14 protein-coding genes and 6 pseudogenes are annotated in these 19295 nt (G+C 62.9%); 12 read left to right on the plus strand and 8 right to left on the minus strand.

What is annotated here, in order from left to right; all coding sequences use genetic code 11:
- Positions 1–55: 55 nt before the first annotated feature.
- From NMB96_RS06250 to NMB96_RS06285, 8 genes and pseudogenes are all read left to right on the plus strand, one after another.
- Positions 56–331, plus strand: a pseudogene (locus NMB96_RS06250) (transposase); the annotation flags it as partial.
- Positions 332–371: 40 nt separating this feature from the next.
- A pseudogene (locus tag NMB96_RS06255) lies at positions 372–545 on the plus strand (recombinase family protein); the annotation flags it as partial.
- A 25-nt stretch (positions 546–570) separates the two neighbouring features.
- Positions 571–1011, plus strand: coding sequence for an antitoxin VbhA family protein (locus tag NMB96_RS06260; protein WP_255086508.1), 441 nt, complete (start codon positions 571–573; stop codon positions 1009–1011).
- A gap of 41 nt (positions 1012–1052) precedes the next feature.
- Positions 1053–1376 (plus strand): annotated as a pseudogene (locus tag NMB96_RS06265) (recombinase family protein); the annotation flags it as partial.
- Between the two features lie 257 nt (positions 1377–1633).
- Positions 1634–5149: a type III secretion system effector avirulence protein AvrBs3 gene (gene avrBs3, locus NMB96_RS06270; protein ID WP_255086509.1), complete on the plus strand. Its 3516-nt coding sequence runs from the start codon at positions 1634–1636 to the stop codon at positions 5147–5149.
- A gap of 21 nt (positions 5150–5170) precedes the next feature.
- Positions 5171–5446: pseudogene (locus NMB96_RS06275) on the plus strand (transposase); the annotation flags it as partial.
- Between the two features lie 87 nt (positions 5447–5533).
- Entirely contained in the window at positions 5534–6430 is an 897-nt protein-coding gene (locus NMB96_RS06280) for a hypothetical protein (protein ID WP_023905861.1), read from the plus strand.
- A 78-nt stretch (positions 6431–6508) separates the two neighbouring features.
- Positions 6509–7581, plus strand: a pseudogene (locus NMB96_RS06285) (IS3 family transposase); the annotation flags it as partial.
- A 231-nt stretch (positions 7582–7812) separates the two neighbouring features.
- Here NMB96_RS06285 and NMB96_RS06290 read toward each other — a convergent pair.
- Complete coding sequence (locus NMB96_RS06290; RefSeq protein WP_183086757.1) at positions 7813–8793, minus strand: IS5 family transposase; 981 nt, start codon at positions 8791–8793, stop codon at positions 7813–7815.
- Positions 8794–8831: 38 nt separating this feature from the next.
- On the minus strand, positions 8832–9407 hold the full coding sequence (locus NMB96_RS06295) for a recombinase family protein (protein WP_183086756.1): 576 nt from the start codon (positions 9405–9407) through the stop codon (positions 8832–8834).
- 180 nt (positions 9408–9587) lie between these two features.
- Between NMB96_RS06295 and NMB96_RS06300 the strand changes: the two genes are divergently transcribed.
- Together NMB96_RS06300 and NMB96_RS06305 are read left to right on the plus strand one after the other, a co-directional pair.
- Complete coding sequence (locus NMB96_RS06300; RefSeq protein ID WP_002804328.1) at positions 9588–9839, plus strand: AbrB/MazE/SpoVT family DNA-binding domain-containing protein; 252 nt, start codon at positions 9588–9590, stop codon at positions 9837–9839.
- Entirely contained in the window at positions 9836–10231 is a 396-nt protein-coding gene (locus NMB96_RS06305; RefSeq protein ID WP_009602864.1) for a type II toxin-antitoxin system VapC family toxin, read from the plus strand. Before NMB96_RS06300 ends, NMB96_RS06305 begins: the two co-directional genes overlap by 4 nt.
- Before the next feature lie 134 nt (positions 10232–10365).
- Here NMB96_RS06305 and NMB96_RS06310 read toward each other — a convergent pair whose 3' ends face one another.
- The 6 genes and pseudogenes from NMB96_RS06310 to NMB96_RS06335 all read right to left on the minus strand — a co-directional run bounded on the left by NMB96_RS06310 (position 10366) and on the right by NMB96_RS06335 (position 17876).
- Entirely contained in the window at positions 10366–10938 is a 573-nt protein-coding gene (locus NMB96_RS06310) for a DUF6012 family protein (RefSeq protein WP_255086510.1), read from the minus strand.
- Positions 10939–10962: 24 nt separating this feature from the next.
- A pseudogene (locus NMB96_RS06315) lies at positions 10963–11238 on the minus strand (transposase); the annotation flags it as partial.
- 21 nt (positions 11239–11259) lie between these two features.
- Positions 11260–14910: a type III secretion system effector avirulence protein AvrBs3 gene (gene avrBs3, locus NMB96_RS06320; RefSeq protein ID WP_255086511.1), complete on the minus strand. Its 3651-nt coding sequence runs from the start codon at positions 14908–14910 to the stop codon at positions 11260–11262.
- A gap of 333 nt (positions 14911–15243) precedes the next feature.
- Positions 15244–16224: an IS5 family transposase gene (locus NMB96_RS06325; protein ID WP_183086757.1), complete on the minus strand. Its 981-nt coding sequence runs from the start codon at positions 16222–16224 to the stop codon at positions 15244–15246.
- Between the two features lie 52 nt (positions 16225–16276).
- Positions 16277–17542 (minus strand): XopAP family type III secretion system effector, encoded by a 1266-nt coding sequence (gene xopAP, locus NMB96_RS06330; protein ID WP_023904055.1) that lies wholly within the window; start codon positions 17540–17542, stop codon positions 16277–16279.
- Positions 17543–17591: 49 nt separating this feature from the next.
- The gene (locus NMB96_RS06335) at positions 17592–17876 is read right to left on the minus strand and encodes a hypothetical protein (RefSeq protein ID WP_104552355.1); all 285 of its coding nucleotides are present in this window, start codon (positions 17874–17876) and stop codon (positions 17592–17594) included.
- Positions 17877–18638: 762 nt separating this feature from the next.
- Between NMB96_RS06335 and NMB96_RS06340 the strand changes: the two genes are divergently transcribed.
- The gene (locus NMB96_RS06340; RefSeq protein WP_023905806.1) at positions 18639–18920 is read left to right on the plus strand and encodes a type II toxin-antitoxin system RelE/ParE family toxin; all 282 of its coding nucleotides are present in this window, start codon (positions 18639–18641) and stop codon (positions 18918–18920) included.
- 17 nt (positions 18921–18937) lie between these two features.
- Entirely contained in the window at positions 18938–19228 is a 291-nt protein-coding gene (locus NMB96_RS06345; RefSeq protein ID WP_006449989.1) for a HigA family addiction module antitoxin, read from the plus strand.
- Positions 19229–19295: the final 67 nt, after the last annotated feature.

Here is a 19295-nt window from a genome sequence, read left to right on the forward strand (position 1 = left end):
GCTCGCATGGTTGATGGAGCTATTGCCTCATTGAGGCTCAGTCGGGGACTACCTGAACGGACCCGAATACATCAGCGGAGCACTGCTGGGGTGGGCGCAACGCAACGGCATCCGCATCGAACACATCCAGCCGGGCAAGCCACAACAGAACGCCTACGTTGAACGTTACAACCGCACGGTCCGCTACGCCTTTCTGGCCCGCACCCTGTTCGACACCATCGAGCAGGTGCAGGACAAAGCCACGCGCTGGCTATGGACTTACAACCATGAGCGCCCGAACATGGCGCTAGGCGGCATCACGCCAGCGATGAAACTGGCGATGGCTGCATAACTCCACTTCTGGAGTCCGCTACAAATGGGGGGATTACCCCGCCGCACACGGGCGGAAGGGCGGGCGAAAGCCGGTTGTCACCGCCGACAAGTTGCAGCGAGCGCGGGAGCACATCGCCAACGGGCTTAATGCCCGAGAGGCCGCTACACGGCTCAAGGTGAGCAAGACGGCTCTATACGCCGCGCTGCAATCCACCAGTGCAGCCGACTCCTGACATTCCGTGCAGTCGTCTTCTGAGAATGACACCGGGCGCGGTGGGCTACGACGAGAACGGCCAGCTCGTGCGCGTGCGCCTGGACGGCACGCACGACGTAATCCCCGAGCAAGGCGGCAGTTCGCCAATCCGTGCCGATGAGATTGCCGGCATGGACTGGTGGAATACCGCGCCAGAAGCCGAGCGCCGGGAGTGGATGCGACGCGCTGACGAGACGGGCCGCGCGGCCGACGCATGGGCCGAGTACAAGCGCTGCACGCTCCAGCGCCCACTACACCCCGCCGAGCTACGCGAGCGCCGCGACGCCATCACCTACGCGCAGGCGAGCATCGAGCTGGAAGGCTTCAAGCTACCGCCGGAATACGCGGCTGCGGCCGAACGCTTCGCAGCCGGGGAAATCACGTTCGGCGAGCTGGGGGAAGTTGCGGGTGAACTGGCAACGCAGATCAAGGCGCGGCAGTCGTGACCAAGGCCAGCCCCGATGCCGTGGACCTGGCGACCAGCCGCATGCTGCTGGGCTATGCCCGCGTCAGCACCGACGACCAAGACCTGACCAATCAGCGGGCCGAGCTGCACGCAGCCGGCTGCACCAAGATTTTCGCGGAGAAGATCACCGGCACGCAGCGCGATCGCCCCGAGTTGGCGCGCATGCTCGACCACATACGATCAAGTGACGTGGTGATGGTGACGCGGCTCGATCGCCTGGCGCGCAGCACGCGCGACCTGCTGGATATTGCCGAGCGCATCCGAGAGGCCGGCGCGGGCCTGCGCTCGCTGGCCGAGCCGTGGGCCGATACGACGACGGCGGCTGGCCGCATGGTGTTGACGGTGTTGAGGGTCGGCAGGGATTCGTGTAAAAAACAGCCAAAAGTGAGCTAACTCGCGGTCATCAAAGAAGTTTTTCACAACCGCCTGCCGGCCCTCCATACGGGTCCGGGATCGCCGCCACGTCTGCGCCTCAACCCCGGTCGTCGAAGGTTGCCAGGATCACCCGAAGTTGTGTGCTGCCATGCGGATTCGGAAGAAGTGTAGGGACCAGAGACCTTTAGTCTTGAGGCGACCATGTTTTCTGTAAAGAGGTATGCCTGATGGATCCCATTCGTTCGCGCACGCCAATTCCTGCCCGCGAACTTCTGCCCGGACCCCAACCGGATAGGGTTCAGCCGACTGCAGATCGGGGGGTGTCTCCGCCTGCTGGCGGCCCCCTGGATGGCTTGCCGGCTCGGCGGACGATGTCTCAGACCCGGCTGCCGTCCCCCCCTGCGCCCATGCCTGCATTCTCAGCGGGCAGCTTCAGCGATCTGCTACGTCAGTTCGATCCGTCGCTTCTTGATTCGGTGTCTGCCTTCGGCGCTCCTCATACAGAGGCTGCCCCAGGAGAGTTGGATGAGGTGCAATCGGTTCTGCGTGCAGCCGATGACCCGCAACCCACCGTGCACGTCGCTGTCACTGCCGCGCGGCCGCCGCGCGCCAAGCCGGCGCCGCGACGGCGTGCTGCGCAACCCTCCGACGCTTCGCCGGCCGCGCAGGTGGATCTACGCACGCTCGGCTACAGTCAGCAGCAGCAAGAAAAGATCAAATCGGAGGCTCGTTCGACAGTAGCGCAGCACCACGAGGCACTGGTCGGCCATGGGTTTACACACGCGCACATCGTTGAGCTCAGCAAACACCCGGCAGCGTTAGGGACCGTCGCTGTCAAGTATCAGGCCATGATCGCGGCGTTGCCAGAGGCGACACACGAAGACGTCGTTGGCGTCGGCAAACAGGGGTCCGGCGCACGCGCTCTGGAGGCATTGCTCACGTTGGCGGGAGAGTTGAGAGGTCTACCGTTACAGTTGGACACAGGCCAACTTTTCAAGATTGCAAAACGTGGCGGCGTGACCGCGGTGGAGGCAGTGCATGCATGGCGCAATGCACTGACTGGTGCCCCCCTGAACCTGACCCCGAAGCAGGTGGTGGCCATCGCCAGCAATGGCGGCAAGCAGGCGCTGGAGACGGTGCAGCGGCTGTTGCCGGTGCTGTGCCAGGCCCCCCATGACCTGACCCCGAAGCAGGTGGTGGCCATCGCCAGCAATATTGGCGGCAAGCGGGCGCTGGAGACGGTGCAGCGGCTGTTGCCGGTGCTGTGCCAGGCCCCCCATGGCCTGACCCGGGCGCAGGTGGTGGCCATCGCCAGCAATGGCGGCGGCAAGCAGGCGCTGGAGACGGTGCAGCGGCTGTTGCCGGTGCTGTGCCAGGCCCCCCATGGCCTGACCCAGGCGCAGGTGGTGGCCATCGCCAGCAATAACGGCGGCAAGCAGGCGCTGGAGACGGTGCAGCGGCTGTTGCCGGTGCTGCGCCAGGCCCATGGCCTGCCCCGGGAGCAGGTGGTGGCCATCGCCAGCCACGATGGCGGCAAGCAGGCGCTGGAGACGGTGCAGGCGCTGTTGCCGGTGCTGTGCCAGGCCCCCCATGACCTGACCCCGGAGCAGGTGGTGGCCATCGCCAGCAATGGCGGCGGCAAGCAGGCGCTGGAGACGGTGCAGGCGCTGTTGCCGGTGCTGTGCCAGGCCCCCCATGACCTGACCCCGGAGCAGGTGGTGGCCATCGCCAGCAATAACGGCGGCAAGCAGGCGCTGGAGACGGTGCAGCGGCTGTTGCCGGTGCTGTGCCAGGCCCCCCATGACCTGACCCCGAAGCAGGTGGTGGCCATCGCCAGCAATAACGGCGGCAAGCAGGCGCTGGAGACGGTGCAGGCGCTGTTGCCGGTGCTGCGCCAGGCCCATGGCCTGACCCCGGCGCAGGTGGTGGCCATCGCCAGCAATATTGGCGGCAAGCAGGCGCTGGAGACGGTGCAGCGGCTGTTGCCGGTGCTGCGCCAGGCCCATGGCCTGACCCCGGCGCAGGTGGTGGCCATCGCCAGCAATGGCGGCGGCAAGCAGGCGCTGGAGACGGTGCAGCGGCTGTTGCCGGTGCTGCGACAGGCCCCCCATGGCCTGACCCGGGAGCAGGTGGTGGCCATCGCCAGCAATGGCGGCGGCAAGCAGGCGCTGGAGACGGTGCAGGCGCTGTTGCCGGTGCTGCGACAGGCCCCCCATGACCTGACCCCGAAGCAGGTGGTGGCCATCGCCAGCAATAACGGCGGCAAGCAGGCGCTGGAGACGGTGCAGGCGCTGTTGCCGGTGCTGCGACAGGCCCCCCATGGCCTGACCCGGGAGCAGGTGGTGGCCATCGCCAGCAATATTGGCGGCAAGCAGGCGCTGGAGACGGTGCAGGCGCTGTTGCCGGTGCTGCGACAGGCCCCCCATGGCCTGACCCGGGAGCAGGTGGTGGCCATCGCCAGCAATATTGGCGGCAAGCAGGCGCTGGAGACGGTGCAGGCGCTGTTGCCGGTGCTGCGCCAGGCCCCCCATGGCCTGACCCGGGAGCAGGTGGTGGCCATCGCCAGCAATATTGGCGGCAAGCAGGCGCTGGAGACGGTGCAGGCGCTGTTGCCAGTGCTGCGCCAGGCCCCCCATGGCCTGACCCGGGAGCAGGTGGTGGCCATCGCCAGCAATATTGGCGGCAAGCAGGCGCTGGAGACGGTGCAGGCGCTGTTGCCGGTGCTGCGACAGGCCCCCCATGGCCTGACCCGGGAGCAGGTGGTGGCCATCGCCAGCCACGATGGCGGCAAGCAGGCGCTGGAGACGGTGCAGGCGCTGTTGCCGGTGCTGTGCCAGGCCCCCCATGGCCTGACCCGGGAGCAGGTGGTGGCCATCGCCAGCAATGGCGGCGGCAAGCAGGCGCTGAAGAGCATTTTTGCACAGTTATCTCGCCCTGATCCGGCGTTGGCCGCGTTGACCAACGACCGCCTCGTCGCCTTGGCCTGCATCGGCGGACGCTCTGCGCTGAATGCAGTGAAAGACGGATTGCCGAATGCGCTGACATTGATCAGAAGAGCCAAAAGCCGTATTCCCGAACGCACATCGCATCTCGTTGCCGACCAAACGCAAGTTGTTCGCGTGCTGGGTTTTTTCCAGTGCCACTCCCATCCAGCGCAAGCATTTGATGAAGCCATGACGCAGTTCGGGATGAGCAGGCACGGGTTGTTACAGCTATTTCGCAGGGTGGGCGTCACCGAACTCGAAGCCCGCAGTGGAACGCTCCCTCCAGCCTCGCAGCGTTGGGGTCGTATTCTCCAAGCATTAGGGATGAAAAGGGCGAAACCGTCCTCTGCTTCGGCTCAAACGCCGGACCAGGAGTCTTTGCATGCATTCGCCGATTCGCTGGAGCGTGAGCTGGATGCGCCCAGCCCAATGGACCAGGCAGGCCAGGCGCTGGCAAGCAGCCGCCGCAAACGGTCCCGATCGGATCGTTCTGTCACCGGCTCCTCCGCACAGCAAGCTGTCGAGGTGCTCGTTCCCGAACAGCGCGATGCGTTGTCCCTCCTCAGCTGGGGTGTAAAACGCCCGCGTACCAGGATCGGCGGCCTGCCGGATCCTGGCACGCCCATGGATGCCGACCTGGTAGCGTCCAGCACCGTGGTTTGGGAACAAGATGCGGACCCCTTCGCAGGGACAGCGGATGATTTCCCGGCATTCAACGAAGAGGAGCTCGCATGGTTGATGGAGCTATTGCCTCATTGAGGCTCAGTCGGGGACTACCTGAACGGACCCGAATACATCAGCGGAGCACTGCTGGGGTGGGCGCAACGCAACGGCATCCGCATCGAACACATCCAGCCGGGCAAGCCACAACAGAACGCCTACGTTGAACGTTACAACCGCACGGTCCGCTACGCCTTTCTGGCCCGCACCCTGTTCGACACCATCGAGCAGGTGCAGGACAAAGCCACGCGCTGGCTATGGACTTACAACCATGAGCGCCCGAACATGGCGCTAGGCGGCATCACGCCAGCGATGAAACTGGCGATGGCTGCATAACTCCACTTCTGGAGTCCGCTAAAAGCGGACGGATTACCAAAAACTGGTTCCATCACGCCTTCTCCGAAAAACAACGAGGACTCAAGAATGCGACCTCTTTCGCCCTATTCAGCCATCATCGCCAATGACCTGATCGACAACAGCCTCGCCGATCCTCACTCGCCCGATCAGGAAATCGCCGACACCGTCAATTGGCGCCGCACCCAACACGGCCAGGACGCGTTGGCGCAATTGGCTGAGATGGCACCTCCGTGGAGACGGCGTGTTCTTCCCGCCGATCCCACCCCGTATCGGATCCAGGAGATACGGCAACACCGCCTCAACCGCGCCTCTACCTCCATACAGTCCGCGCCACCTGCGCCACCGCCGGCAGTGTCGTTGTCCGGAGAGCTTGCGTTTGACCCGATGCCATCCTCCGCCTCAAGCGCCCCTGCATTACAGGAGGTTGCCAACCGGTCGGAGCTGTCGGTGCCTGCGGGAGAGTCTGTTGATTGCCCTGCAATCGCGCTCCCCCCTACATCGAGCTATTCCCAGGGCGTTGGACACTGTCCCGCCCCTTCCGCTTCATTGTTAGCCAGTTCGTCGACGCACGCGACAGTCATGCCGACTCCCGCCAGCACGGGCAAGGGACCGATCGTCCCCGGTCTTCCCTCACAGGCTCCCGGCTCGAGCACGCCTGGGCCAATTCCCAAATCCACGCTGTACGGGCGCCAGAAGGTGGTCGACCCGGAAACGGGGGAAACCGTGTCAAAAGCCGCGCAGTACCGGCATCAGAAGGTGTTCGACCCGAAAACGGGGAAACTCGTGTCAAAAGCCGCGCTGTACGGGCGTGAGAAGGTGTTCGACCCGAAAACGGGGGAATTCGTGTCAAGAAACACGCTGTCCAGTCGTCAGAAGGTGGTCGACCCGAAAACGGGGGAATTCGTGTCAAAAACCGCGCTGGCCAAGCGTCAGAAAAAGCGGTTGAAGAGCTCTGGGATTTGAGAGTCGGGGGGTAATCCCCCTCAGATCAGCAGGAGCCAGAAGTGGAATTTTCTCGTAACCTTTCCTGAGGAGATTTCCATGAAGACATCACGATTCACCGACAGTCAGATCATCGCGGTACTCAAGCAGGCCGAGGCCGGCACGCCTGTGCCAGAGCTATGCCGTGAGCACGGCATCAGCTCGGCAACCTTCTACAAGTGGCGTAGCAAGTTCGGCGGTATGGACGCATCGATGGTGTCCCAGCTCAAGGAGCTGCAGGAGGAGAACCGGCGCCTGAAGAAGATGTATGCCGAGTCGCAGATGACATCCGAGGTGCTTCGGGAGGCCATGGCAAAAAAATGGTGAGGCCATCTCAACGCCGAGAGATGGCCCGATGGGCGGTGAACAACAAGGCGATGAGTATCCGGTCAGCCTGCATGGCGTTTACGGTCAGTCAGACCTGCTACCGCTACCAGGCCAAGGCATCGGATGAGAACGCGCTGATCGCCGACTGGTTGATCCGATTGACCACCGCTTACCGCGACTGGGGCTTCGGCTTGTGCTTCCTGCACCTGCGCAACGTCAAGGGCTTTGGCTGGAACCACAAGCGCGTGTATCGCATCTACCGGGAGCTGGAGTTGAACCTGCGGATCAAGCCAAGGAAGCGGCTTGTGCGAGAACGCCCAGAGCCGCTGGCTGTGCCCGAGTCGATCAACCAGGTCTGGTCGATGGACTTCATGCACGACCAGCTCAGTGATGGGCGCAGCTTCCGATTGTTCAACGTGATTGACGACTTCAACCGCCAAGGGCTGGGGATCGAGGTCGACCTGTCCTTGCCCTCGGCTCGTGTGATTCGGGCACTGGAACAGATCATCCAGTGGCGCGGCAAGCCGCGCGTGATTCGCTGCGACAATGGGCCTGAATACATCAGTGGTGCGCTACTGGGCTGGGCTGAACAACGCGGCATCCGGATCGAGCACATCCAGCCTGGCAAGCCGCAGCAGAACGCCTACGTTGAACGCTACAACCGGACGGTACGCTATGGATGGTTGGCCCGAACCATGTTCGACTCAATCGAGCAGGTGCAAGACAAAGCCACACGATGGCTATGGACCTACAACCACGAGCGTCCCAACATGGCGCTCGGCGGCATCACCCCCCATGCAAAAGTTGGCACTTGCTGCATAGCTCCACTTTGGGCGACTGCTACAAATGGGGGGATTACCCTGCCAGCCAAGAAATTTTTTACGGATTCCTGCCGACCGTCTTCCGGCTTACAACCCTGTTAGGGAAGGTCTGAATAACGCGGCCTGAGAGCGCGGAATGTCGCGTCGTTGCGGAGAGTCGCGTTTGGATCTTCGGAGTTTGGCCATTTCTGGCGCTTTCCGTGGGAATTCCCCGGGTTACAGGCGCACGCTCCCCATAGCAGGAAGTAACTGCTTTCGCTTCATCCACAGGTTTGACAGCGCAAACAACGTCAGCACCTGCGCGGTGTTCTTGGCCAGGCCGCGATAGCGGACCTTGGTGTAACCGAATTGGCGCTTGATCACCCGGAATGGATGCTCCACCTTCGCGCGCACGCTGGCCTTGAAGTGTTCCCAACGCTGTTCCCGAGCACGCTCGCGGTTGTTGCCGATGGCTTGCGTCGTCGAGGGCCTGGCGGCGATGAAGAATGCTGCCTTGCAGGTCTGCAGTTCGTCGCGTTTGTCCGCGCCGGTGTAGCCGCTGTCGCCGAACACGCTGTCTTCGTTGCCATGCAGCAACGTGTGCGTCACCGTGACGTCGGCGACATTAGCCGCTGTGCAATGGACGTGGTGCACCAACCCGGAAAACTCATCCACGCCGATGTGCGCCTTCATCCCGAAATACCACTGATTGCCCTTCCTGGTCTGATGCATTTCAGGGTCGCGCGCGTGATCGGCATTCTTGGTCGAACTGGGCGCAGCGATCAGTGTCGCATCGACGATCGTGCCCGACCGCAGGCTCTGACCCTTGCGCGCCAGATGCGCATTGACCGCGTCCAGCATCCGCGCGGCAAGGCCATGGGTCTCCAGCAGGCGCCGAAAGTTCAAAATCGTGGTCTCGTCCGGAACGTTGTCCAAGCCACCGAGCTGGGCAAACCTCCGCAAGATCGGGATCTCGTGCAACGCTTCTTCCATCGCCGGATCGCTCAACGCATACCACTGCTGCAGCAAATGAATCCGCAACATCGTCGCCAGTGCGTATGGCTGTCGACCAGGGCGCCCCGACACCGGATAGTGCGGTTCGATCAGACCGAGCAAGTGCTGCCACGGAACGACCTGCTCCATCTCGGCCAGGAAGATCTCCCGGCGGGTCTGCTTACGCTTGCCCAGGCCTTCAGCGTCACCGAACGTCAGTTGCATGGATCACTCCTCAACATGAGGCGGGTAGTGTCGCGTATCTATGGTGCGTTGTTCAGAGGTTCCCTAGTGGATTGCAGCGCGGCGTATAGAGCCGTCTTGCTCACCTTGAGCCGTGTAGCGGCCTCTCGGGCATTAAGCCCGTTGGCGATGTGCTCCCGCGCTCGCTGCAACTTGTCGGCGGTGACAACCGGCTTTCGCCCGCCCTTCCGCCCGCGTGCGGCGGCAGCGGTCAGCCCGGCCTTGGTGCGCTCGCGGATCAAATCGCGCTCGAACTGGCCCAGTGCGCCGAAGACGTGGAAGATGAGCCGTCCGCCCGGCGTGGTGGTGTCGATGCTTTCGGTCAGCGACCGGAAGCCGACGCCACGCGCTTCCAGCGCGGCGATTGTCTCAATGAGGTGTGGCATCGAGCGCCCGAGCCGATCCAGACGCCAGACGGCCAGCACGTCGCCGGCGCGCAGGTAGGCCAGCGCATCAGCCAAGCCGGGCCTGTCGGCCTTGGCCCCAGAAGCCGTGTCCTCAAAAACGCGCGCGCAGCCTGCCTTGCGTAGCGCATCCGTCTGCAAAGCGGTGTCCTGTTCCGCCGTCGATACCCGCGCATAGCCGATCAGTACCATTACCGCCCCTTTTGTCCGTCTTTCCGTCCGTTTATCATACTGTCCGACAACCCATTAAACAAGCGCATTGCCGGACATTGTCCGGCATGACCGCCTAATGATCGTTTGACGGACATCGAAAGTAAGGCATTTTTGCATTACAATGCAAAGCATCAACCTTGGATTGCGAGGCAAACCACCATGACCACATTGACCGTTACCGCACGGGGACAAGTGACGTTTCGGAAGGACGTACTGCAACACCTCGGCATTAGGCCAGGCGACAAGATCGAGCTGAACTTGCTGCCAGATGGTCGGGGCGTGCTCAAGGCGGCCCGGCCCGCAGGGACGATAGCCAGCTTTGTCGGCCTGCTCGCGGGCAGGACGCAGAAGGTTGCCACCATCGAAGAAATCAACGAGGCGGCGGCGCAAGGCTGGGCAGGTAAGCAATGAAGGTCGCAGTCGATACCAACGTCCTTGTGCGTGCGGTTGTGCGTGACGATCCCGCACAAGCGGACGTTGCCGCCGCAGTCTTGACCGACGCCGAGTTGATCGCGGTCGCGTTGCCGTGCCTATGCGAATTTGTTTGGGTGCTGCTGCGTGTCTACGGCTTCCAGCAAGCCGACGCGGCCAGCGCGATCCGGGCACTACTGGCCGCCGCGAATGTGGAAGTGAACCGGCCTGCCGTGGAGGCTGGCTTGCTGGTGCTCGACGCGGGCGGAGACTTTGCCGATGGCGTCATTGCCTACGAAGGCAACTGGCTTGGCGGGGAAACCTTCGTTTCCTTCGATAAGAAGGCGGTGGTACTTCTCACAGCGCAAGGGCAATCAACGCGCCTTTTGTGACGGACATGAGCATGAACGAATTCCGTCGACTGGCCGCGAAGATAAGGGGCGGCAGGGATTCGTGTAAAAAACAGCCAAAAGTGAGCTAATCGCTGTTGGTAGTGGAGTTTTGTTACCCAGAAATATCCGCTAACTCACTGATGCAATGGGTGAAATCCGAGCTTGTGAGTCATTTTTACACGTATGTCGGCTGAACCCCGGAACGCCATATCGGCGGTCGGAATACGGTCGTAACTGTCGGACTTGCTGCCGAAAAGAACGCGCTCGCGCTCGACGGTATGCACTTTGAATACCTCGGCACGCTCCACGATGCGCCCTGCCGAGTCGAGGCTGTCGGCGTAGTACCCTTGGCGTTCGCGGCTGACCAACTCCATGCGTGGTTGCGCGGCTGCCGGTGTCCAGTTTTCGGCGACCGATGGCCAGCGCTGGGAAAACCCGCCAAGGCTGGGTGACATGCCATACCACAGCACCATTGCCTCGGTGATGGCGTCCAGCTCGTCATCGAGGACGACATACTGCACCTGATGATTGACGACGCGATCACCGCCGACAGCCCAACGCGTCAGCGTGGTGAACTCGCCCACGCGCCCGGCCGTCTCGATCAAGATGCCCTGCATGGCTTTCTGGCCGACCTTGCGGCACGCCACCCGATAGCACTTGTTGGGGTACGGTTTTCTGGCGACCAGCTCGATGGGTAATCCCCCCATTTGTAGCGGACTCCAGAAGTGGAGTTATGCAGCCATCGCCAGTTTCATCGCTGGCGTGATGCCGCCTAGCGCCATGTTCGGGCGCTCATGGTTGTAAGTCCATAGCCAGCGCGTGGCTTTGTCCTGCACCTGCTCGATGGTGTCGAACAGGGTGCGGGCCAGAAAGGCGTAGCGGACCGTGCGGTTGTAACGTTCAACGTAGGCGTTCTGTTGTGGCTTGCCCGGCTGGATGTGTTCGATGCGGATGCCGTTGCGTTGCGCCCACCCCAGCAGTGCTCCGCTGATGTATTCGGGTCCGTTCAGGTAGTCCCCGACTGAGCCTCAATGAGGCAATAGCTCCATCAACCATGCGAGCTCCTCTTCGTTGAATGCCGGGAAATCATCCGCTGTCCCTGCGAAGGGGTCCGCATCTTGTTCCCAAACCACGGTGCTGGACGCTACCAGGTCGGCATCCATGGGCGTGCCAGGATCCGGCAGGCCGCCGATCCTGGTACGCGGGCGTTTTACACCCCAGCTGAGGAGGGACAACGCATCGCGCTGTTCGGGAACGAGCACCTCGACAGCTTGCTGTGCGGAGGAGCCGGTGACAGAACGATCCGATCGGGACCGTTTGCGGCGGCTGCTTGCCAGCGCCTGGCCTGCCTGGTCCATTGGGCTGGGCGCATCCAGCTCACGCTCCAGCGAATCGGCGAATGCATGCAAAGACTCCTGGTCCGGCGTTTGAGCCGAAGCAGAGGACGGTTTCGCCCTTTTCATCCCTAATGCTTGGAGAATACGACCCCAACGCTGCGAGGCTGGAGGGAGCGTTCCACTGCGGGCTTCGAGTTCGGTGACGCCCACCCTGCGAAATAGCTGTAACAACCCGTGCCTGCTCATCCCGAACTGCGTCATGGCTTCATCAAATGCTTGCGCTGGATGGGAGTGGCACTGGAAAAAACCCAGCACGCGAACAACTTGCGTTTGGTCGGCAACGAGATGCGATGTGCGTTCGGGAATACGGCTTTTGGCTCTTCTGATCAATGTCAGCGCATTCGGCAATCCGTCTTTCACTGCATTCAGCGCAGAGCGTCCGCCGATGCAGGCCAAGGCGACGAGGCGGTCGTTGGTCAACGCGGCCAACGCCGGATCAGGGCGAGATAACTGTGCAAAAATGCTCTTCAGCGCCTGCTTGCCGCCGCCATTGCTGGCGATGGCCACCACCTGCTCCCGGGTCAGGCCATGGGGGGCCTGGCACAGCACCGGCAACAGCGCCTGCACCGTCTCCAGCGCCTGCTTGCCGCCATCGTGGCTGGCGATGGCCACCACCTGCTCCCGGGTCAGGTCATGGGGGGCCTGGCACAGCACCGGCAACAGCGCCTGCACCGTCTCCAGCGCCTGCTTGCCGCCGCCATTGCTGGCGATGGCCACCACCTGCTTCGGGGTCAGGCCATGGGCCTGGCACAGCACCGGCAACAGCGCCTGCACCGTCTCCAGCGCCTGCTTGCCGCCATCGTGGCTGGCGATGGCCACCACCTGCTTCGGGGTCAGGCCATGGGCCTGGCGCAGCACCGGCAACAGCGCCTGCACCGTCTCCAGCGCCTGCTTGCCGCCGTTATTGCTGGCGATGGCCACCACCTGCGCCGGGGTCAGGCCATGGGGGGCCTGGCACAGCACCGGCAACAGCGCCTGCACCGTCTCCAGCGCCTGCTTGCCGCCATCGTGGCTGGCGATGGCCACCACCTGCTCCCGGGTCAGGCCATGGGGGGCCTGGCGCAGCACTGGCAACAGCGCCTGCACCGTCTCCAGCGCCTGCTTGCCGCCGCCATTGCTGGCGATGGCCACCACCTGCTTCGGGGTCAGGTCATGGGGGGCCTGGCACAGCACCGGCAACAGCGCCTGCACCGTCTCCAGCGCCTGCTTGCCGCCGCCATTGCTGGCGATGGCCACCACCTGCTTCGGGGTCAGGTCATGGGGGGCCTGGCACAGCACCGGCAACAGCGCCTGCACCGTCTCCAGCGCCTGCTTGCCGCCGCCATTGCTGGCGATGGCCACCACCTGCTTCGGGGTCAGGTCATGGGGGGCCTGGCACAGCACCGGCAACAGCGCCTGCACCGTCTCCAGCGCCTGCTTGCCGCCGTTATTGCTGGCGATGGCCACCACCTGCGCCGGGGTCAGGTCATGGGGGGCCTGGCACAGCACCGGCAACAGCCGCTGCACCGTCTCCAGCGCCTGCTTGCCGCCAATATTGCTGGCGATGGCCACCACCTGCGCCGGGGTCAGGCCATGGGCCTGGCGCAGCACCGGCAACAGCGCCTGCACCGTCTCCAGCGCCTGCTTGCCGCCGCCATTGCTGGCGATGGCCACCACCTGCTTCGGGGTCAGGTCATGGGGGGCCTGGCACAGCACCGGCAACAGCCGCTGCACCGTCTCCAGCGCCTGCTTGCCGCCGCCATTGCTGGCGATGGCCACCACCTGCTCCGGGGGCAGGTCATGGGGGGCCTGGCACAGCACCGGCAACAGCGCCTGCACCGTCTCCAGCGCCTGCTTGCCGCCGCCATTGCTGGCGATGGCCACCACCTGCTTCGGGGTCAGGTCATGGGGGGCCTGGCACAGCACCGGCAACAGCGCCTGCACCGTCTCCAGCGCCTGCTTGCCGCCGTTATTGCTGGCGATGGCCACCACCTGCGCCGGGGTCAGGTCATGGGGGGCCTGGCACAGCACCGGCAACAGCCGCTGCACCGTCTCCAGCGCCTGCTTGCCGCCAATATTGCTGGCGATGGCCACCACCTGCGCCGGGGTCAGGCCATGGGCCTGGCGCAGCACCGGCAACAGCGCCTGCACCGTCTCCAGCGCCTGCTTGCCGCCATCGTGGCTGGCGATGGCCACCACCTGCTCCCGGGTCAGGTCATGGGGGGCCTGGCACAGCACCGGCAACAGCCGCTGCACCGTCTCCAGCGCCTGCTTGCCGCCATCGTGGCTGGCGATGGCCACCACCTGCGCCCGGGTCAGGTCATGGGGGGCCTGGCGCAGCACCGGCAACAGCCGCTGCACCGTCTCCAGCGCCTGCTTGCCGCCGCCATTGCTGGCGATGGCCACCACCTGCTCCCGGGTCAGGTCATGGGGGGCCTGGCACAGCACCGGCAACAGCCGCTGCACCGTCTCCAGCGCCTGCTTGCCGCCATCGTGGCTGGCGATGGCCACCACCTGCTTCGGGGTCAGGTTCAGGGGGGCACCAGTCAGTGCATTGCGCCATGCATGCACTGCCTTCACCGCGGTCACGCCGCCACGTTTTGCAATCTTGAAAAGTTGGCCTGTGTCCAACTGTAATGGTGGACTTCTCAACTCTCCCGCCACCGTGAGCAATGCCTCCAGAGCGCGTGCGCCGGACCACTGTTTGCCGACGCCAACGACGTCTTCGTGTGTCGCCTCTGGCAACGCCGCGATCATGGCCTGATACTTGACAGCGACGGTCCCTAACGCTGCCGGGTGTTTGCTGAGCTCAACGATGTGCGCGTGTGTAAACCCATGGCCGACCAGTGCCTTGTGGTGCTGCTCTACTGTCGAACGAGCCTCCGATTTGATCTTTTCTTGCTGCTGCTGACTGTAGCCGAGCGTGCGTAGATCCACCTGCGCGGCCGACGAAGCGTCGGAGGGTTGCGGGTCATCGGCTGCACGCAGAACCGATTGCACCTCATCCAACTCTCCTGGGGCAGCCTCTGTATGAGGAGCGCCGAAGGCAGACACCGAATCAAGAAGCGACGGATCGAACTGACGTAGCAGATCGCTGAAGCTGCCCGCTGAGAATGCAGGCATGGGCGCAGGGGGGGGCGGCAGCCGGGTCTGAGACATCGTCCGCCGAGCCGGCAAGCCATCCAGGGGGCCGCCAGCAGGCGGAGACACCCCCCGATCTGCAGTCGGCTGAACCCTATCCGGTTGGGGTCCGGGCAGAAGTTCGCGGGCAGGAATTGGCGTGCGCGAACGAATGGGATCCATCAGGCATACCTCTTTACAGAAAACATGGTCGCCTCAAGACTAAAGGTCTCTGGTCCCTACACTTCTTCCGAATCCGCATGGCAGCACACAACTTCGGGTGATCCTGGCAACCCTCGACGACCGGGGTTGAGGCGCAGACGTGGCGGCGATCCCGGACCCGTATGGAGGGCCGGCAGGCGGTTGTGAAAAACTTCTTTGATGACCGCGAGTTAGCTCACTTAAGGTCTGAATAACGCGGCCTGAGAGTGCGGGATGTCGCGTCGGTCCGGAGAGTCGCGTTTGGATCTTCGGATCTTCCGCTATTTCTGGCACTTTCCTTGGGAATTCCCCGGGTTACAGGCGCACGCTCCCCATAGCAGGCAGTAACTGCTTTCGCTTCATCCACAGGTTTGACAGCGCAAACAACGTCAGCACCTGCGCGGTGTTCTTGGCCAGGCCGCGATAGCGGACCTTGGTGTAACCGAATTGGCGCTTGATCACCCGGAATGGATGCTCCACCTTCGCGCGCACGCTGGCCTTGAAGTGTTCCCAACGCTGTTCCCGAGCACGCTCGCGGTTGTTGCCGATGGCTTGCGTCGTCGAGGGCCTGGCGGCGATGAAGAATGCTGCCTTGCAGGTCTGCAGTTCGTCGCGTTTGTCCGCGCCGGTGTAGCCGCTGTCGCCGAACACGCTGTCTTCGTTGCCATGCAGCAACGTGTGCGTCACCGTGACGTCGGCGACATTAGCCGCTGTGCAATGGACGTGGTGCACCAACCCGGAAAACTCATCCACGCCGATGTGCGCCTTCATCCCGAAATACCACTGATTGCCCTTCCTGGTCTGATGCATTTCAGGGTCGCGCGCGTGATCGGCATTCTTGGTCGAACTGGGCGCAGCGATCAGTGTCGCATCGACGATCGTGCCCGACCGCAGGCTCTGACCCTTGCGCGCCAGATGCGCATTGACCGCGTCCAGCATCCGCGCGGCAAGGCCATGGGTCTCCAGCAGGCGCCGAAAGTTCAAAATCGTGGTCTCGTCCGGAACGTTGTCCAAGCCACCGAGCTGGGCAAACCTCCGCAAGATCGGGATCTCGTGCAACGCTTCTTCCATCGCCGGATCGCTCAACGCATACCACTGCTGCAGCAAATGAATCCGCAACATCGTCGCCAGTGCGTATGGCTGTCGACCAGGGCGCCCCGACACCGGATAGTGCGGTTCGATCAGACCGAGCAAGTGCTGCCACGGAACGACCTGCTCCATCTCGGCCAGGAAGATCTCCCGGCGGGTCTGCTTACGCTTGCCCAGGCCTTCAGCGTCACCGAACGTCAGTTGCATGGATCACTCCTCAACATGAGGCGGGTAGTGTCGCGTATCTGTGGTGCGTTGTTCAGAGGTTCCTTAGAGAATTTTTAAAGGAGACGAACAGTTGCCTTCGGGAAAGACGCGAGTCTCCGGATGTCCCTTCTGACACCTCCACGGGAGAGAAGATGCGCTGCAACTTGGCCTGCTCGATCTTGGACAGGAAATAAGGGCCCCACACCGTCAATTCGTGGTTGTCCGCCAGATTGATCCTGCTCGCCGGCTGGTCTGTAATGGTGACGAATTGCGCGAAGCGATCGCCGCTGGCGCTGCCGGCGCGCTCGCCAGTGGCTGCCCTGTCTTGATTCCAGTGCGGGTGATGCATGAAAAAGGGCATGGACTGGATCGGATCCAGCGTGCGAGTGAACTGGCGCAGCGTGAAGTGCAATGCGCTGCGCTCCGATGTCAGGTTGTCCCTGTAGCGCCTCACGATGCCCGCTTGCCCCAGCCGTGGCGGGTTGAAGGCATACACGCTGACCTTGCCACTGGCCCCGGCCGCACGCAGAAAGTGCGCGATATCGAAGCCGGCGACCATGGCCCCTGACGCGCCCAAGCTATGTCCCGTCAATGACATCAATAATGCCTTGCCGCTGTCCCGCGCCAGGTTCGAGTAGCGTATCAGCACGTCCTTCATGATGGCTCCTTCGGCGCGCGGCAGCTGAGCTTCGGAGTGCCACCATTCCTGCCAGCCTGCGCCCACCTTGCCCAACGTGGGAAGGCGTTCGTCCAATATGTTGACGTGCGGCTGGGCGATCTGGCTTCTCATGTCGCACAGCAGATCGTTGGTCGCATCCAAGCGAGTGCCGGAGAAACCCAGCACCACCACAATCGCGTCGTCCGTCGCACCCTCCCACAATTTCAACCGCGGCGTGGACATCGGCGCATCAAGATGGAGCCCGCCGATGTCGGCCACTGTCGCCAGATCGGCCGTGTAGGATTCGCCCGCGCATGCGCGCATGCATTCGAGGACAACACGGCAGTGCATCTCCCATTGCTCATCCTGCCTGGACGACTGTGCCGATGCACCATCCACCTGTGCAATCGCACTGGCGAGATCGGAGGTTTGGGCATCTATCTGCAGCAGAGGCACGTGACATGATCGCTCTGCCTTTGCCACGATCGATTGCAGCGTCTTGCGTATGCGTTTGACCGGCGCAGCATTGATGCCGGCGAACGTCCCCGCGCTGTCGCGCACCTGACAGGGGGAAGCGGTAACGGACACAGGCGCACCGACGTCGGCGACGACAGTCTTCGCGTGCGGAAGACTTAGCAAAGACATTGAAGCAGTGCGCATCTCGTCAGATTCCAAATGAGTCCGCAGGGATTAGACCTCGCAAAGGCGATCAACTGAAACGTCTGCGGCGGATCTGCTCGCGTTCCTCTGCGGTCAGATCATCAATGTGGATGTAGTGGACGCCTAGACCGCGCGGTGCGCTCAGAAGCTGCGATTCGCTCTCGTTCTGGCTATGGTCGGGCGAAGAGATCAGCCCAACGATCGTTCCATGCGGGGCCACCCGCCATAGGGCCACGCGCTGGAAGACACGTGGCTCATCGGCCTCGGCAGCTTGTGAATAGGTGGCGTACCAACCATCGGCAGGTAGGTAGCGATAAGAACCGTAGTCGTTCATAGCGTCTCTGGGCGATGCGGGATGACGCTCTGATTGTCGATATGCGCCGGTAGGCGGGATGCGGGAGTTTCTGATTTGGCGCTGCAGCTACGCACCGGGTCATCTGGGCTTCGCTGCTGCGGGAAGGGTTTCGCGCACTACGCGCAGTGCACCGGATGGGCTGCGAGAGCTAACAGCTACCTGTGGCGGGGCGTTGGGACGGCCAAGCCGCACCTGAGCGGTCGGCGCTGGCACCCTGCTCGCAATGCCATTGCTAGCGTGCTACACCCAGTTCAAAGGGAACGTCTGCAGCACATCAACCCGTAAGGCTGATTCGACGTCGCCATGAATACCAGAGGGTCGGCAGGGATTCGTGCAAAAAACAGCCAAAAGTGGGATAACTTGCTGTTAGTAAAGAATTTTTTCACAGATTCCTGCCGGCCCTCAATCCCGGCTGCGTGTACTCCCGAATAGTTCTTGCGTGCTCTGCTGTGAAGCCGGCGGCATCCGTCTATGACCCACCCTGCGACCGACCGGTCTCGCACAGTCGCCGCAAGACAGTTGCAGCGTGTCGAACCTCGAAAGGGACGAGGTAGTGGATGAGCCGATGGAAGCGCCGTTTTATCTGGCAACTTCATGTTTTCACAAAAGAAATCGGATTCTGCGAGTCATTTTTACACGTATGTCGGCTGAACCCCCGTAAGGCTTCAGCAGCCCGGCGCGGGGGCGATCTCGCAGCTATGACGGCTTGCGTCATATAACGGATCGCGTTATGGTCGGCACATGATCAGGAGCTTTGTCGACAAGGAAGCCGAAAAGATCTGGCAGGGCGAGCGCTCCCGCCGGTTGCCGGCCGACATCCAGCCGGTCGCGCGCCGCAAGTTGCGCATGCTCAACGCTGCCGCGCACCTCGACGATCTACGCATTCCGCCTGCCAACCGGCTGGAAGCGTTGAAGGGCGAGCGGCGCGGGCAGTACAGCATCCGGATCAACGACCAATGGCGCATCTGCTTCCGATGGATGGAGGGCGATGTCGCCGAGGTCGAAATCGTCGATTACCACTGAGCAAGAGGCATCTGTCCATGACAGTCCTACCCAACATCCACCCCGGCGAAATTCTGCTCGAAGAGTTTCTCGAGCCGATGGGCATCAGCCAGAACGCACTGGCGCGGGCTACTGATGTACCGCCGCGCCGCATCAATGAGATCGTGCTGGGCAAGCGCGGCATCACCGCCGACACCGCCGTGCGCCTGGCTGCCGCATTGGGCACGACCGAGCGCTTCTGGTTGGGCCTGCAGGCCGATTACGAGCTGGAACAAGCCCATCGCGCGCTGGGCGATCTGCCGTCACGGATCAAGCGGCTGGCTGCTTGAGAGGAAGGGTTTCTCGCACGTCACACTGACAACAGAGCCCGCTGTAAGGCCTGTCGATCGCCGAGCA

The sequence above is a fragment of the Xanthomonas hortorum genome, from assembly GCF_024339125.1.
Lineage (GTDB): Bacteria > Pseudomonadota > Gammaproteobacteria > Xanthomonadales > Xanthomonadaceae > Xanthomonas > Xanthomonas hortorum.